The organism is Flavobacterium selenitireducens (genome assembly GCF_014748335.1).
GTDB lineage: Bacteria > Bacteroidota > Bacteroidia > Flavobacteriales > Flavobacteriaceae > Flavobacterium > Flavobacterium selenitireducens.
On record NZ_JAAVIY010000003.1, the window covers coordinates 418,960 to 436,195 of the forward strand.

Sequence of the window (17,236 nt, forward strand, 5' to 3'; positions counted from 1 at the left end):
ATGTAACAAATAGCATTTTTGGCTGTAACATTTCAGGCGTCGCGAAGTCTTATATTTTGTGACGGGATTCTTAAAATTCTGTTATCGTCATCATCATCAATCAACGAATTCGATAGAATTGCATCACCAAACAGACTGCCATGATCGAAATTAAAGATCTCCACAAATCTTACAAGACGGGGAATACGAACCTTCATGTTTTGAAGGGAATCAATTTTAACGTCAAAGAAGGGGAACTCGTGGCCATAATGGGTTCGTCCGGTTCGGGCAAATCCACGTTGCTCAACATTCTCGGGATCCTCGACGAAGCCGATTCCGGAAGTTACACGCTAGACAATGTTCCAATCAAGAAACTCAACGAAACCATCGCATCGCGCTACCGCAACCAATTCCTCGGTTTCGTTTTCCAGTCGTTCAACCTGATCAATTACAAATCGGCACTTGACAATGTTGCGATGCCTTTGTATTATCAGGGTATAAAACGCAAGGAACGCAACGAGATTGCGATGAGTTACCTCGAAAAGGTCGGATTGGCTTCCCATGCCCATCACTTGCCCAATGAAATGTCGGGAGGCCAGAAACAGCGGGTCGCAATTGCGCGTGCACTTGCCTCTCATCCGAAAGTGTTGCTTGCCGACGAACCGACCGGGGCGCTCGACACCAAAACGTCCTATGAGGTTATGGAACTCATCCAGGGAATAAACGACGAAGGCAAGACCATCCTCATCGTCACGCATGAACCCGACATTGCCGCCATGTGCAAGCGAAACGTAGTCCTCAAAGACGGGCTTATCATTGACGATATCACCGTTACACAGCAAAGGGCGAACGCATATGTTTAATATCGAACGTTGGCAGGAAATCTTCCAGGCCATTTCAAAAAATAAGTTACGGACCTTTCTCACGGGAATTTCGGTAGCGTCGGGAATTTTTATCCTCGTGATCTTGCTCGGAGCCGGAAAAGGTTTGCAGAATGGTATCGAGAAACAATTCGAACGTGATGCCGAAGGAATTGTCGAGGTTTGGTCCGGAATCACCACGAAAGAATACAAGGGACTGAATCCGGGGCGTTTTGTCCAGATGCGCAACTCCGACTATGAAATCGTGAACAACAAACTCGGCGACAAAGTAGACAAGAAATCGGCCGGCGTCAGTGTTTGGCAAACACAGTTCGCGTATAAAAAAGAAACCGGGAGTTATCAGGTTCGCGGCGCGAATGCCGATATGCAATTGATCGAAAACGCGACGATGATCAACGGTCGCTGGGTCAATGCCAACGATTTGGCAAATCGCGAAAAAGTAGCCGTTATCGGGAACAAGCTCAAGCTGATGTTGTTCAAGGACGAAGATCCTGTCGGAAAAATCATCACGATCAATACGATTCCGTTCAAGGTCGTCGGCGTTTTTACCGATCCGGGAGGCGAACGCGAGGAATCGCGCGCCTTTTTACCGTTTACGACAACGCAAAATGTGTTCGGACTTGGCCAAAACGTCAACAATTTGTTTTACACGCTCAAAAAGGCCGATACTTACGAACAGGCTTTGGCCGAATCCAACAAATTCACCAATGACCTCAAATCGCTGCTCAAGGCAAAAAACACCGTCGCCCCGGACGATGACGGCGCGATACAGGCATTCAGCTCGGTTGAAAATGCGAAACAATTCTACGATTTGAATTTATATATCCGCCTGTTTTTCTGGTGGGTCGGAATTTGTACGATCGTCGCAGGAGTCGTCGGCGTAAGCAACATCATGCTCATTATCGTAAGAGAGCGCACTAAAGAGATCGGGATCAGGAAAGCACTTGGTGCCACACCGTTTTCAATTGTCGTCATGATTTTGCACGAGTCGATTTTTATTACCACGATTGCGGGTTTTGTCGGGTTGCTCGCGAGCCTTGCGCTGCTTGAGTTCGCAGGACCTATGATTACGAGTGAGTTTTTCCAGAATCCGCAAGTCGATTTCAACGTAGCCATGACCACTTTGGTGTTGTTGATAATCGCCGGCGCCGCAGCGGGATTTTTTCCGGCTTACCGAGCAGCCAAGATCCGACCGATAATCGCTTTACGAGACGAATAATATGTTTGACAGAGACAAATGGGGAGAAATCCTACAGGCACTTTCGGCAAATCCGGTTCGCACGGCGCTTACCGCATTTGGCGTATTTTGGGGAATTTTTATTCTCGTAATCCTGCTTGCCGCCGGAAAAGGTCTGGAAAACGGTGTCAAGAAAGGTTTTTCCGGAATCGCTACCAATACGATGTTCATGTGGACGCAAGTCACGTCCAAACCCTATAAAGGCTTGCCAATCGGGCGCCAGTTCAACTTCAAGAACGACGACGTCCCGGCACTCAAAGCCAACTTTCCTGACTTGCTTTACGTCTCGCCGAGAAACCAGCTTGGCGGATACCAAGGCGGCAACAATGTGATCCGAGGCGATAAAACCGGAGCTTTCGGCGTTTATGGCGATTATCCCGAGCTTACCCAACAGGAATCGATGGATATCATCAAAGGGCGTTTCGTCAACCACGGCGACATCGACGCCAAGCGAAAAGTAGCGGTGATAGGGCAAGGCGTGATCAACCTGATGTACAAGCCAGGAGAAGAAGTCATTGGAAGCTATCTCAAGATCAACGGCATCAGTTTTATGGTGGTTGGCGTTTATAAGTCGCGAAGCAACGACGGAGGTGGAGTGGAAGAAGCGCAGAAAAACATCTTCATTCCGTTCACGACGTTTCAGCAGGCGTTCAATTACGGCGATGTCGTCGGATGGATGGCGATCACCGCAAAAGACGGAGCGTCGATAACCGAAATGAAAAAAGACATCATCAATTTCCTAAAGGCACGTCATTCGGTACATCCGGACGATGAGCGCTCGATTGGGAATTTCGATCTTTTCGAGGAGTACAGCAAAGTCAACGGATTGTTTCTGATCCTGAGGTTTATCGCCTATTTCGTCGGAACGCTGGTATTGCTTTCGGGCGTCATCGGAATCTCGAACATCATGCTGATCGTCGTCAAGGAACGCACGAAAGAGATCGGGATCAGGCGGGCACTTGGCGCGACGCCGGGAACTATCCGCAGGCAAATCCTGTCGGAATCCATTTTTCTTACAATTATTGCCGGCATGGCGGGAATTGCGGTAGCGACGGGTATTCTCGCGGGATTGAACGCCATTCTGGAATCGATGCCATCTGACGATATGATGTTCGCCAATCCAAGCGTCGATCTGCTCGTGGTGTTTTTCGCGCTTATGGTCCTGATAGGATCCGGGCTGCTCGCGGGCTTTATCCCGGCACAGATCGCGATAAGCGTAAAACCGGTTGACGCGTTACGGACGGAATGATAATTAGCGAATTAGCGAATTAGCGAATTAGCGAATTAGAAAATTAGATGATTAGATAATTAGGGTTTGTCGTTTGGGAAATCAGCTGTTGTCAAATCAGATTCAAATAAACAAATCAAAAAAGGAACAAATCACCAATCATAAACAGACAATGAGAAAAGGAGTAACCGTTGCCATTTTAGTGTTCATCGCCATCGTGTTCGTCGGGGCATTGTATTATCTGTACGCCAAAAACCAGGAATCTCCGGTCGTATTCCAGACAGAAAAGCCGGAAATCAAGACCATCACTAAAACGACGATAGCGACCGGAAATATCGTGCCGGACGAGGAAGTCCTCATCAAGCCGAACATTTCGGGCATCATCGAAAAAGTATTCATCAAAGCCGGGGACAATATCAAGGCCGGCGATCCTATCGCTCAGATCCGGGTTGTCGCTAATGTTTCGAGCCTCAGCAGTTCGCAGAACCAGGTCGTGGCCGCTAAAATCGAGCTCGACAACCAGGAAAGGATTTACAAACGACAAAAAGTGCTCTTTGACAAAGGCGTCATTTCCGCAAACGAATTCCAACTTGTCGAAACCGCGTGGATGCAGGCCAAGCAAACTTACGGAGCTGCGAAGCAAGGGCTTGATATCGTGAAGACGGGAACTACTTCCGGTTTGGGAAGTTATGCCAACACGATGATCCGCTCGACGGTGAACGGAAAGATTCTCGACGTTCCGGTAAAGGTCGGGAACCAGGTCATCGAAGCGAACAATTTCAACGAAGGAACGACAATTGCGACTTTGGCCGATACCGATCGGATGATTTTCGTAGGGAAACTCGATGAATCCGAAGTTGGAAAGGTAAAAGAAAACCTTCCGATAGAAATTACGGTTGGCGCCATCGAAAACAAGAAATTCGACGCCGTGCTCAACTATATCGCGCCTAAGGGAAAAACCGAAAACGGGGCGATCCAGTTCGAGATCAAAGGAGCGTTGAAGAACCGCGATACCACCTTTATCCGCGCCGGGCTTTCGGCAAATGCGTCGATCATCCTCGACAAAGCGGAGAATTCGCTCGCCATCAAGGAGTCGCTGGTTCAATTTGACGAAAAGACGAAAAAATCGTTTGTCGAAGTCGAAACTTCCGCCCAGAAATTCGAAAAACGCAATGTAGAACTCGGCGTAAGCGACGGAATTTATGTCCAGGTAAAAAGCGGGATCACCAAAGACGACAAAATCAAGGTGTGGAATCAAGGCCTTGAAAAGGCTCCCGGCCAACAGTAATCAAATCTAGGGTCAATCATTAATCAAAAAATCATAAATTTGTGCAGCCCAAAGCTGTGCTTCATTTCCTAGCCATGAGAAAAATAAATTTAATCGTTGCGCTTTTGCTGGTTTCGGTAAGCGTCTCCTTTGCACAGCAGGGAAAGAAATGGACGTTGAAGGAGTGTGTGGAATATGCGCTCAAGAACAATATCCAGATCAAGCAGAGCGAACTCGACCTGCAACTTTCCGCCATCGATAAAAAAGATGCGATAGGTGCATTCCTTCCTTCGCTAAACGCCAACGCCAACCACAGCTGGAACATCGGTTTGAACCAGAACATCACCACGGGTTTGCTCGAAAATCAAACGACTCAGTTTACCTCGGCGGGCATCAATGCCGGGATCGATATCTACAAAGGGTTGCAGAACCAAAACCAGTTGAGGCGTTCCAAATTGTCGATCATCGCGTCCCAATACAGGCTTGACAAAATGAGGGACGATATTTCGCTTAACGTTGCCAATGCGTTTCTCCAGATCCTATTCAACAAGGAAAACCTCAAAGTACAAAAGCAGCAACTTGCCAATAACGAACGCTTGATGACGCGCACCCAGGAAATGGTCAACGCGGGATCTGTGCCGAGAGGCGATCTGGCCGATATGCGTGCCACTGTCGCTACCAGCCAAAAAGCGGTCGTGGATGCGGAAAACCTTTTGATGATTTCGAAGTTGAGCCTTGCGCAATTGCTCCAACTCGACGATTTTAAGGATTTTGACGTTGCCGACAACGACTACGAAGTGTCGGAAAGCCCAGTGATGCTGCAAACGCCGGAAGCGATTTTCGATAAGGCCAAAGAAGCCCGCAACGAGATCAAGATCGCGCGCACGAATTTGCTCGTCGCCGAGCGTGACGTCAAAATTTCCCAAGGTGCGTTGCAACCGAACCTGCAAGGATATTACAGTTTCAGTACGCGTGCTGCTTATACCGACCGCGTGATCGGTGGCATCCAAGATCCCGATAATCCGACGAGTGTGATCGGTACGGTGGAAGGAACAGGGCAAAACGTCGTCCAGCAAAATTTTATTCCTGTTTTAGGGAAATATGAGCCGATCTTTGACCAGTTCAGCGAAAACAAAGGGCACAATTTCGGACTGCAACTCAGTATCCCGATCCTAAACGGATTTGCGGCGAGGAATAACGTAGAGCGTTCCAAAGTAGCGCTTGAGCGTTCCAAAATTGCATTTTCCCAAGCGGAACTTGACCTCGAGCGAAACGTTTATCAGGCTTTCGTCGATGCCAAAAATGCGCTTCAGGCTTATGAAGCCGCTTTGGTGGCGGTCGAGGCTCGCGAATTGGCGTTCAATTATGCACAGGAGCGTTACAACGTGGGCATGATGAATTCCTTCGATTTGAACCAGGCGCAAACATTATACGTGAATTCGCAGTCTGATGCGGTCCGTGCAAAATTCGATTACATTTTCAGGGTCAAAGTGGTAGAATTCTACTTCGGGATCCCAATCAACATAACTGAATAGCCATGTCTAAAAAAACGATGTATTTTCTCCTCGGTGGAGTCGTAATCCTGATCATTATCTTGATAGCCCTTTCCAAATCGGGCGCTATTGGCGACAAAAATGAAGGGACAGAAGTAGAAACCGCCAAAGTCGAAGAAATGACCATCGTCGAGACTGTTTCGGCAACCGGAAAAGTCCAGCCGGAAGTCGAGGTCAAGATTTCGTCCGAAGTCTCGGGCGAGATTATCGAACTTCCGATAAAAGAAGGCCAAATCGTAAAGAAAGGCCAGCTTCTGGTCAAGATCAATCCAGATTTGTATACTTCCGGATTGAACAGGACCGTTTCGAACCTTTCCGGTACCAAAGCCGGACTGAGCCAGGCGGATGCTCAATTTGCCGAAGCCAAAGCCAATTACGACCGAAACAAAACGCTTTTCGACAAAGGCATCATTTCAAAGTCCGATTGGGATAAGGCGATTTCTGCGTTCGCGGTTGCCAAAGCCAACAAGCAATCGGCATATTTTAATGTGCAGAGTGCGGCCGCTACCGTAAACGAAGCACGCGACAATTTGGGTCGTACGAACATCTATTCGCCTGCCGACGGGACGATTTCGGTTCTCGGTGTGGAGCTTGGTGAGCGCGTCCTCGGAACCCAACAAATGACGGGAACCGAATTGCTTCGCGTAGCCAACCTGAACAATATGGAGGTGGAAGTCGATGTGAACGAGAACGACATCGTCAAGATCAGCGTAGGCGATTCGGCCAACGTGGAAGTAGATGCTTATCTGAAAAAGCAATTCAAAGGCGTCGTGACAAGTATTTCGAACTCCGCAAGCGCCACGACAACCGCCGATCAGGTAACAAATTTCAAGGTGAAAGTCCGCATTGTGAAAGAATCGTATCAGGATTTGATAGAGGGAAAACCATCGAACTATTCACCGTTCCGACCTGGAATGACGGCGACGGTCGACATCATTACGAAAAAGCGCGTGGGCGTCAATGCCGTTCCGATCAGTTCCGTCGTCGTGAAAACCGACACTACCGCCAAAAAAACGTTCAAGGTCGAGGAAAAGAATACCGATGAGGCTCTCAAAAAAGCCAAAACGGAAAAGAAATTTGAATGCGTGTTCGTCAAAGACGGCGACAAGGCGAAATTGCGCGTGATCAAAACCGGAATTCAGGACGACACCAATATAGAAGTGTTGTCAGGGCTTAAGAAAGGCGACATCGTCATCACCGGCCCGTATAATGTCGTAACGAAAGATCTTGTGACCGGAGACAAGGTGAAAACCAACGATCCTGACGCAAAAAAGAAGAAAAGTTAATGGCGTTGATTCTGAATATTGAAACGGCGACCAGGAACTGTTCGGTGGCCTTATCGGAAAACGGAAAAACGTTATTGTGCAGGGAAATTGCGGGAGAAGGTTACGCCCATGCCGAGAAACTGCACGTATTTATCGACGGGATACTTTCTGAAACGCAACACTCTTACAAGCAGCTCGACGCGATTGCCGTAAGCCGCGGCCCAGGTTCTTACACAGGTTTGCGCATCGGTGTTTCGGCGGCGAAAGGATTGTGTTTCGCGTTGGGAATTCCGTTGGTTTCGGTTGACACGCTTAAAGTTCTCGCGGCTCAGGCGATGGTTTCAGACGGCGTCATCATTCCGATGATCGATGCGAGAAGAATGGAAGTTTACAGCGCTGTCTTTTCTTCCGACCTGTCCGAAATAAGAAAGACGGAAGCCCAGATAATCGACGAAAATTCCTTCTCGGATATTTCGGAAAAGGCCTATTTCGTAGGCGATTCAAATGAAAAATGCAAGCCGTTTCTCACTTCAGGGAATTTCATTTTTTTGGACGACATTATGTATCCGTCCGCGAATGCAATGTCGGCGTTGAGCTACTCAAAATTCGAAAAATCGGAGTTTGAAGATGTAGCCTACTTTGAGCCATTTTACCTAAAGGACTTCATGGTAGGCGGGAAGTAATTATTGAACCGATCGTTCCTTCATGAACGGCTGTATCGAAATTCCCTCCATTTCAAACGCTTCCTTGCCTTCTTCAAGCACTTCAGCAACCATGTCGCCAAAGTCGGCGTTCATCGCCCACGGACGCACCGCTATGTTAATGGCGTGATCCGTGAGGTCGCGAACCACAATGGCAGGTTCCGGCTGTTGCAACACTTTTTTGTTTTTTCTGAGGACTTCCAACAGGATTTCACGAACCTGCTTGATGTTCGTGTCGTAGGAAACCGTGAACGTAAGGTCGCCTCGCCTCAATCCTTCCATAGAGTAATTGATGATCGTGCCGTTGGACAAGGCGCCGTTCGGAACAAAAATCGTTTGGTTATTTCCGGTAATAAGTTTGGTGACGAAAATCTGGATTTCGGAAACCGTGCCGGAAACGCCCTGCGCCTCGATCGAATCCCCGACGCGGAACGGCTTGAACATGATGATGAGCATGCCGCCGGCAAAATTCGAAAGCGAGCCTTGGAGCGAAAGTCCGACGGCCAATCCCATTGCGCCCAAAATCGCCACGAAAGAAGAGGTCTCGATGCCAAGGCGCGAAATTACGGTCACACCCAAAAGAATGCGCATCGCCCAAAGCAAGATGTCGGCGAGAAATTTCGACAACGTTGGGTCGAGTTCGCGCTTGATCATGATGCGTTTGATCAGGCGATTCAGCAGCCGGACTACCCAAAGCCCGATAAACAGGATGATCAGGGCTGATATCAGCCGCGGCGTGTATTCGATGATCCAGGTGACGAGCTGGTGGGCATAGTCGCCCAACGAGTAAAGTTCAGAGGTGATTTCCTTTTCTTCGGCGGTTACGATGTTTTCCATGCCACAAAAATAAAAAACCTCCCGTATCGAGAGGTCAATTTATGGCATGTTTGACGTTAATCTGCCGCTTCTTCGAATCGAATGTCGCTTTCCCGGTCGCTTTTGCGGATGTCTTCGATCCCGTCATCGGTATCATGGGCGAAAGCGCTTGTCTTTTCGACGATAGGCTCGCTGGTTTCCGACAGGATTTCCGGTTGTGGTGCATAATAATCCGAAGCGTCCTTGACGGCGTCCGGGGCGGATGCTATCGGTGGCGGTTCATTTTCGTTTTCCGGGCTCCCGCCAAATAATTTCCTGAAAAAATTTCCTAGTCCCATCGTCTTTAATTTTAGTGGTTGTAGACGAAGTTACGAAATTACAAGCCCTTGATTACAAATTTTTTAGCAGGGATTCCAAGTCGGTTTCAGGCAATTGGCAACTTTGGTTGCGGCAGATGTAGTACAAATTTCGTCCGGGTGAAAACCGATTTTCCATAAACGGCAGATTCGACGGAACCGAAGTCCCGGCGATCGTGACGTGCGGCAGGTAACGGGAATTGATTTCGGGGACGTCCGCCAAAGCGCTTTCCGAACAGATGGCGAGTTCGCGCTGTTTATCCGAAAAGTTCAAAAACACGTTGAGCCAGTTTGAAAATGCCGACGGGTAATCGATCACGGGCACGATGTGGGCCAACATATTTTCGCATTTTGTCGCGTAATGCTGGTTGCCGAAGTAGATCGAAAGGCGGTAAAGGTTTTCGCACATAACGGAATTCGATGCCGGAATCACGTTGTCTTCCATTTCGTAATGACTCGCGACCAAAGCCGTATCAAGATTGGATGTGAACAGGAAAAATCCTTGTTCTGCATCGTAAAAATGGTCAAAACAGTAATCGCAAAGCTGCTTGGCCTGGGAGAGGAATTTGGTTTCAAGCGTTACTTCGTACAACGCAATGAATGCATCGATCGTAAACGCGTAATCTTCGAGGTAGCCGTTGATCGAACTTTTGCCATCTTTGTAACTATGCCACAAATTGCCTTGAGTCGACCAACATTTGGTTTGGATAAATTCTGCGGTTTTGAGAGCAGTTTCCAGATAAGATTTTTCTCCGATGGCTTTATAAGCGTCGACGAAACCTTTGAGCATTATCGCATTCCACGACGTCAGCGTTTTGTCGTCGAGACCCGGGCGGCTTCTTTTTTCGCGTTCCAGGAACAGTATGTTTTCCCAATTTTTCTTTTTGGATTCCAATTCGGACAATGGGATTTTGTGGATCTCAGACAGTTCCGCGACGGTGTTTTTTTGTATCAGGACATAATTCCCGTGTTCCCAATGCCCAAAGTCATCGATGTTGAACACTTTGGAAAAGAGAGCGAAATCTTCACCTATCAGGCGTTCAAGTTCGGATTTCGTCCAGACGTAGAACGCGCCTTCTTTGGATTTTCCGTCGGCATTTTTACTGTCGGCGTCGAGAGCGGAGTAAAAGTTGCCGTCGCTTCCGGAAAGTTCGCGGTTGACGAATGCCAACGTTTTTTCTATCGTTTCCGAATAGAGCGGATTTCCTGTCAGCTTGTAAGCATCGGCGTAAAGCGAAACGAGCTGTCCGTTGTCGTAGAGCATCTTTTCGAAATGCGGGACATGCCATTTGAAATCTACCGAATAACGTGAAAATCCACCGCCGACGGTATCGAAAATTCCACCGATCGCCATTTTGGTCAGCGTCAGGTTGACGAAGTCGAGCAAATCTGGGTTTTCGGTCTGGAAGCCGTAGCGCATCAAAAACCTGAAGTTGTTGGGCAGCATGAATTTTGGTGCTTTCTGATAGCCTCCGAATTCCCAGTCGAAGCTTTTGGACCAGTTGCCGAGCAGTGTCTCAAGTTTGGATTGGGGAGGAAAGGCGTTTTCCGGATTTTCGTTCGGAAGGATGTTGAGTGCTTGCAGCCCCGCGTGTAGTTTTTCGGCGTAGTCGACCATGCGTTCGGGCTCTTTTTGCCACATCGCGGCCAGGTGTTCGAGCGTCTGCATCCAATCGTCTTTTCGAAAATAGGTGCCGCCCCAAACCGGACGACCATCCGGTAACGCCACGACGTTCATGGGCCATCCGCCGCGTTGGGTCATCAACTGGACGGCCTTCATGTAAACTGCGTCGACGTCCGGGCGCTCTTCACGATCAACTTTAATGTTGACGAAATGCGTATTCATAACCGCAGCCGCCTCCTCGTTTTCGAAGGTTTCGTGCTCCATTACGTGGCACCAGTGACAGGCGGAATAACCCACCGAAATAATGAGGAGTTTGTTTTGGGTAGTTGCGGACCTAAGCGCGTTGTCGTTCCAGGCTTTCCAGTGAACGGGATTGTTGGCGTGTTGGAGGAGGTAAGGGCTGGTTTCTTGGGAAAGCTCGTTCATGGGTGTGGGATTTTGGCGGTTGAGGCCTAGATATAACATATCTCCAAGATATGTTATATCTGTGCAAAAATACGAAGCCGAGGCGCTATAAGCTTACAGTTTTTCTGCCAATTTTGTTAAGGCGTTTTTATCGCGTTGTTTTTTCAAGGATCAAAAAAATTGACGTATCTTCTTGTTGTCCAGCAAATAGCATAATTATGAAGAACGTAGCGTCTTTTTTTGAGCAATATTCGATCGCGTCGACAGAGGGCGATGCAAAGCGACTTTCATCTTTCTATGCCCAACATTTCGTGTCTGCCACTACAGACGAAACCTTAGCGTTCGCAAATAACGATGCGTTCCTGGATTGGCTCAAGCAGGTGCACGAATTCAACCACAAAACGGTTTGCTCGAAATGAAAGTCAAACACATCGAAACAAATCCTGTGGGCGCGAACTTCGTCCAGGTTACGGTAAGTTGGGCGGCCCGCTACGCAAAAAAGGCTGATACCGAAATAGCATTCGATATCCATTATGTTCTAAATATGGCCGGGGAAAACCCAAAAATAATGATGTACATAAGCGAGGTCGACCAGGAAGCGTTGATGCGCCAAAACGGGCTCTTGTAGTGTTTTTTTACCGGATGTCGGTTCGAGGCGACCACAGCCCAGATGGCAGCGGATAGCCCGCAGTGGCAGGGCCCATTTTTTGGGCGACCGGCGGCGACCGGAGGAAGCCGGCCGGACAACCTTAAAAAATGCGGCCCTGGCGCGAGGACTAGCAGCGGACAGCTGGATTGGCTGCAAAAAAAAGCGCTTATAACAGACGCTTTTACTTTTAACCGTTGATGGCCTCGACCTTGATGTTCTCGTCTTTGAGCATGTCCTTGAGCATGTTCTCAATGCCGCTTTTGAGCGTGAATGTGGACGATGGACAGCCGTTGCACGCGCCCTGGAGCACGACCTTCACGCGTTTTTCTTCGGGATCGAATGAGTCGAAGAGAATATTTCCGCCATCTGCCTGGACTGCCGGCTTTACATATTCTTCGAGAATGTTGATGATTTGTTGGGACGTGGTATCGAGGTTGTCAAAATTCGAGATCTTTTGTTTTTCCTGTTCCGGACTTTGTGCGATAAGTGTCTCATCGATCGCAGTGCCTCCATTTTCAATGTATTGTTTGATGAACGTGCGCAGTTCGAGCGTGACCTCCTCCCAGGAATAGCTTTCGTATTTGGTCACCGAAACGTAATTCTCGTCGATAAAAACTTCTTTTACATAAGGGAACGTGAACAGTTCTTTGGCAAGTGGGGATGGACCCGCCTGGTCGATGTTCTTGAACTCTGCGGCGGTCTTGGTGAGCATGCGGCTTACGACGAACTTCAACGCGGATGGATTGGGCGTGATCTCCCCATAGACCGTGATCGGCTGTTTTTTTGGCTGCTCTTCTTCCAAAAGAACAGGCTGGCCACTGTTAACATAATTTTGGATTTGTTCAGCTACCTCTTCCTGGACGTCTGACCATTCTACGATGCTGTATCGCTCGACGGCGATAAAGTTTCCCGATATGTAAACCGTCTTGACGAACGGAAGGAAAAAGAGCTGCTTGGCTAGGGGAGAGTTCTTGGTTTCGTCGATGTTCTTGAACTCGTAATTTCCGCTCCTACTGATGAATTCAGGGAATTCAAATTTGACGATCGCGGGATTCTGGGTGGGCTTTATGTTAATTCTCATTGAAAATGCTTGTTTACTAAATTTCACTGCAAATTTAACAAACATATGAATGGCGTTTTTCTATATTTGGAGATTAAAAAAAAATTAACACAACTTAAAGTTTTCTGAATTTTTCTTCTTAAAACTATTTCCATTCCCGTATTTCTATGAAAAAAAAATTACTTCTGCTGTTTTTTTTCTTTCTGTCCGTAAGCGCTTTTTCACAGGCTGACATCGTTGTCACGAACTCGGATTTTACCAATTACTACATTCCGGGCACCACGACCACGTATACCGTGACAGTGACCAATTTGGGGCCGAACCCGGCGACGAACGTTGTTGTGACGAACGCCATCCCGACAGGAATCGAATACTTTTCCTGGTGGGGAAGTAACAACACTTCAGGTGTCAACGACCCATTGAACAGTACAATCCCTACGCTTGCTGTCGGACAAACCGTAACGTTCACCATCCTCGTCGAAATACCGGCGTCCTTGATTGGGCAGTTGGTGAGCCAAACGGTGGTAACCTCTTCTACGCCAGATCCGAATCCTGCCTGCGCACAGTGTACGGACACGAACATCAGGGCTGCCGGCGCGGATGTGCAAGTGGTCAATACGAACAACCAAACCCAATATGTTCCCGGCACGACTGTGACGTACACGTTGACCGTAAGCAACAACGGCCCGTTGACGGCAGCCAGTGTATTGGTTACCAATCCGGTTCCCGCCGGGATTCCCGCGGCCAACTTTTCGTGGAGCGGAAACGGCGCTTCGGGTACCGGGGCTGCGTTGAACAACACGATTCCGTCGCTGGAATCGGGAGAGTCGGAAGTCTATACGATAACCGTTCAAGTTCCTGCCGGTTACACCGGGAATCTTACGAGCACCGCCAACGCCACGTCTCCTACCGTTGATCCGGTTCCGGGATGTCCGCAATGTTCGGATACCGATACCCAAGGGTTCGGGGCCGATCTTGAGATTACGAACACGGACGGCCAGACGACTTATGTTTCCGGCACGACCAATATTTACACCGTGACCGTCTTGAACAACGGGCCTGGCGTCGCAACCGGCGTTCAGGTAAACAACGCGGTTCCCGCGGGAATTCCGGCGGCTAACTTTTCTTGGGTAGGCTCGAATGCTTCAAGTGGTACGGGTGCTGCGCTAAGCGATCTGATTCCGACATTAAACCCTGGGCAGAGTGTCGTTTATACCATCACAGTTGACATTCCTGCCGGGCTTACCGCTCCGCTGACGAGTGAGACGGTCGTGACGAGCACATCGGTAGATCCGACACCTGCATGCACGCAATGTATCGATACTGACACCAATACGTTCGGTGCCGACGTTGTATTGGTCAATACCGACAATAACGTCACCTATGTTCCTGGTTCTACCAATACTTATATCGTAACAGTAACCAATAATGGTCCGCTTGACGCGACGAATGTGCACGTAACGAACCCTATTCCTGCCGGCATCACTAACTTTTCGTGGACCGGAACCAACGGATCGAACGGCACCAACGTCGCGTTGGACAACACGATCGCGACGCTAGCCGCAGGAACGACGGTCACGTATACGATCACGCTTTCGATTCCGGCTGGTTTTACAGGACCGCTTACAAGTGTGGCGAACTTCACGACACCTACGCCAGACCCGAATCCCGGTTGTCCGGGCTGTAGCGATACCGACACCCAGGCAACCGCCGGTGCAGACATTGTCGTAACAAATTCGGATGCCAGCATGATGTTCACGCCGGGAACGACGACCTCTTACACCATTATGATTACCAACAATGGTCCGGATGCCGCGACGAATGTAAACGTTTCCGATGCGGTCCCTGCGGGGATCCCGGCTGGGAACGTCACCTGGACGGGGCCTAACGGAACAGGAACGGGAGCAATCAACGAAAATTTCCCGACTTTGGCGGTCGGACAGACGTTGACTTATGTAGTCAATGTCGGAATTCCTTCGGGCTTCGACCAGGAGACGAATCTCGTCAACACAGTTGAAGTGACGTCCGCAACGCCCGATCCGAATCCTGATTGCGCCGCCTGTGTCGATACGGACACTCCCGCACCATTTGCAGATTTGGTCGGCAGCAAGTCAGACAGCCGGGCCGATTATCTGACAAACGAAGAACTTACTTATAGTATTACCATCACGAATCTGGGGCCAAGTGACGCGGTAAACGTTCAGGTTTCCGATCCGTTCCCAGACCAGATCACACAAATGAGTTGGACTGGAAATGGCGCTTCGGGCACGGGTCCGCTTCAGAATGTAATCCCAAATTTGGCCGTAGGACAAGTGGTAACGTATCAGGTAACGATTTTCGTACCGCTGAATTACGATCTCACGCACCAGACGCTTGTCAACACGTTCTTCATGAACAGCGAAACGCCTGATCCTACACCGGCTTGCCCTACTTGTACCGATACCAACCAAAAACGGAACAGATGGGTTACTGTCAATTATACAACGTATGACGAGGAAGAACTCGTCAATGACGTCTTGATACATTCCGATTGCGCAACGGTAAGCAACATCAACATGCAAGGATTTTCTGAAGGAAGTCCCGGAACCAGTATCGCTTACTTCCATAAGAACAATTCAAATTTCCCCATTAAGGACGGTGTGATTATCGGAACCGCATCGGCATTGGGATTCCAGGGCCAATACAATTTCGGAAACAACACGCCGGGAAGCAACATGACAGATAACCAACTCCAGGTTATCAGTGATGCGAATCCGGGCCCTAACGACCCGATATTTGATGCGGCATTTATAGAATTTGATTTTACGCCACTTACCGATACGTTCAGCTTCAAATTTTTGTTCGCATCGGAAGAATATGAAGTTTTCCAATGCGATTATGGTGATGTCTTTGCGTTCTTGCTTACCGACATCAGTGGGCCGGCGCCATATCCGCCACCGTTGAACATCGCTTTGGTTCCGGATGTCACGCCACCAACTGCGGTTTCGGTTACGACGGTTCGCGATAACGCGTATAACAGCAATTGCCCTTCGGTTAACGCTAACTGGTATGGCATGCACAATTCTGCCAATCCGGCTCTTTCCGCAATCAATGTCAGAGGACAGTTAAAGCCGATGATCGCCTCGGCGACAGTCGTTCCGAATACGCCATATCGCATAAAATTGGTCATAGGTGATTTTAGGGATAACGGAGTGAATTCAGCGGTTTTCCTCGAAGGCGGAAGTTTCAACGTTGGGCAAACCAATGTTTTCGATCCTAACAATTCCACGTTCCCTGATCTTGTCGGAGATGCTGCAGGATGTCCCGGAGATGTTTTCCATTTGCAGGCTGGGTCTTCTGCCATCGCGGGAGCTACCTATGCTTGGTATTTGAATGATTTGTTGATTCCGACTGCTACCAATTACGCATTGGATGTTACCGAAGCGGGAATCTACTCCGTAATCGTTACCGTAGGCGGAAGTTGCCAGCAAACTGATAGTATTACCGTCGAATTCAAACCGGACATGGCTTTGGGCAACCCGACCGAGTTTTTGGTTTGCGAAGGTCAGCCTGCGAATTTGACGTTGATGAACGCCGAAATCCTTAACGGATTGAGCCCTATGGATCATTTTGTGGATTATTTCCACTCTCAGCAGGATGCGCTTGACAACTGGCAGCCTATCGATAACCCGACGAGCTATACGGCGGTGAACGGCGAAACGATTTTCGCTGGAGTGGAAGAAAACGAAGGTACCGGATGCCGCGGCGTGAGGTCTTTTGTGATCCAAACCTATCCATGCGGCGATCCTGTCACTCCGGACGATATGTACTTGTGCGATATCGATAGTGACGGTGTCGAAGATTTTGATATTTCCGATGTTCCGACAATTGCTTTGGGCGCTAACGATGCCGCAGATTACACGATTACCGTTCACCTTTCACAGGCTGATGCCGATGGTGATACGGGCGCAATAGACCCTTCCGTTTTACTGTCAGGCACAGACGGGCAACAGGTTTTCGTTCGCATGGAAACCGTTACCGATCCTACTATATTTGAGACAACGTTTTTTACGCTTCATTTGATAGCGCTGCCAGCCGCTCCAACGGTTGCCGACGTGACGGCCTGCGATAGCTACACGCTTCCGGCGCTTCCAACGGGCCAGTACTACAATACGGCCGCCGACGGCTCGGGCGCGACCATCGCACCGAACACGGCCATCACGGCCACGCAGGTGA

General features: G+C 49.0%; 14 protein-coding genes. 10 read left to right on the forward strand and 4 right to left on the reverse strand.

What is annotated here, in order from left to right; all coding sequences use genetic code 11:
- Positions 1-140 precede the first annotated feature (140 nt).
- The 7 genes from HC229_RS07725 (at position 141) to tsaB (ending at position 8,093) form a co-directional block, all read left to right on the forward strand.
- Positions 141-842, forward strand: coding sequence for an ABC transporter ATP-binding protein (locus HC229_RS07725; protein ID WP_191019886.1), 702 nt, complete (start codon positions 141-143; stop codon positions 840-842).
- On the forward strand, positions 835-2,079 hold the full coding sequence (locus HC229_RS07730; protein ID WP_191019887.1) for an ABC transporter permease: 1,245 nt from the start codon (positions 835-837) through the stop codon (positions 2,077-2,079). The genes HC229_RS07725 and HC229_RS07730 overlap by 8 nt, the downstream gene beginning before the upstream one ends.
- 1 nt (position 2,080) lies before the next feature.
- Positions 2,081-3,346, forward strand: coding sequence for an ABC transporter permease (locus HC229_RS07735; protein WP_191019888.1), 1,266 nt, complete (start codon positions 2,081-2,083; stop codon positions 3,344-3,346).
- 151 nt (positions 3,347-3,497) lie between these two features.
- The gene (locus HC229_RS07740; RefSeq protein ID WP_191019889.1) at positions 3,498-4,613 is read left to right on the forward strand and encodes an efflux RND transporter periplasmic adaptor subunit; all 1,116 of its coding nucleotides are present in this window, start codon (positions 3,498-3,500) and stop codon (positions 4,611-4,613) included.
- 74 nt (positions 4,614-4,687) lie between these two features.
- Complete coding sequence (locus HC229_RS07745; RefSeq protein WP_191019890.1) at positions 4,688-6,127, forward strand: TolC family protein; 1,440 nt, start codon at positions 4,688-4,690, stop codon at positions 6,125-6,127.
- A 2-nt stretch (positions 6,128-6,129) separates the two neighbouring features.
- Positions 6,130-7,431: an efflux RND transporter periplasmic adaptor subunit gene (locus HC229_RS07750; RefSeq protein ID WP_191019891.1), complete on the forward strand. Its 1,302-nt coding sequence runs from the start codon at positions 6,130-6,132 to the stop codon at positions 7,429-7,431.
- Entirely contained in the window at positions 7,431-8,093 is a 663-nt protein-coding gene (gene tsaB / locus HC229_RS07755) for a tRNA (adenosine(37)-N6)-threonylcarbamoyltransferase complex dimerization subunit type 1 TsaB (RefSeq protein WP_191019892.1), read from the forward strand. Before HC229_RS07750 ends, tsaB begins: the two co-directional genes overlap by 1 nt.
- On the opposite strand, the gene HC229_RS07760 is transcribed toward tsaB, so the two are convergent.
- From HC229_RS07760 to HC229_RS07770, 3 genes are read right to left on the reverse strand one after another with little or no spacing between them, the layout of a single operon-like run.
- On the reverse strand, positions 8,094-8,948 hold the full coding sequence (locus HC229_RS07760; protein ID WP_191019893.1) for a mechanosensitive ion channel family protein: 855 nt from the start codon (positions 8,946-8,948) through the stop codon (positions 8,094-8,096).
- Between the two features lie 56 nt (positions 8,949-9,004).
- Positions 9,005-9,265, reverse strand: coding sequence for a hypothetical protein (locus HC229_RS07765; protein ID WP_191019894.1), 261 nt, complete (start codon positions 9,263-9,265; stop codon positions 9,005-9,007).
- Positions 9,266-9,317: 52 nt separating this feature from the next.
- Positions 9,318-11,372, reverse strand: coding sequence for a thioredoxin domain-containing protein (locus HC229_RS07770; protein WP_223845553.1), 2,055 nt, complete (start codon positions 11,370-11,372; stop codon positions 9,318-9,320).
- 158 nt (positions 11,373-11,530) lie between these two features.
- Here HC229_RS07770 and HC229_RS07775 point away from each other — a divergent pair, with 158 nt between their 5' ends.
- The gene (locus HC229_RS07775; protein WP_191019895.1) at positions 11,531-11,731 is read left to right on the forward strand and encodes a nuclear transport factor 2 family protein; all 201 of its coding nucleotides are present in this window, start codon (positions 11,531-11,533) and stop codon (positions 11,729-11,731) included.
- Complete coding sequence (locus HC229_RS07780; protein ID WP_191019896.1) at positions 11,728-11,940, forward strand: hypothetical protein; 213 nt, start codon at positions 11,728-11,730, stop codon at positions 11,938-11,940. The genes HC229_RS07775 and HC229_RS07780 overlap by 4 nt, the downstream gene beginning before the upstream one ends.
- A 208-nt stretch (positions 11,941-12,148) precedes the next feature.
- Here HC229_RS07780 and HC229_RS07785 read toward each other — a convergent pair whose 3' ends face one another.
- Positions 12,149-13,042 carry a NifU family protein gene (locus tag HC229_RS07785; protein WP_191019897.1) on the reverse strand — a complete coding sequence of 298 codons (894 nt, stop codon included), beginning with the start codon at positions 13,040-13,042 and terminating at the stop codon, positions 12,149-12,151.
- Between the two features lie 146 nt (positions 13,043-13,188).
- On the opposite strand from HC229_RS07785, the gene HC229_RS07790 reads away from it, so the two are divergent.
- Positions 13,189-17,236, forward strand: a 4,048-nt coding sequence (locus tag HC229_RS07790) for a choice-of-anchor L domain-containing protein (protein WP_191019898.1), incomplete at its 3' end; no start/stop codon positions are given.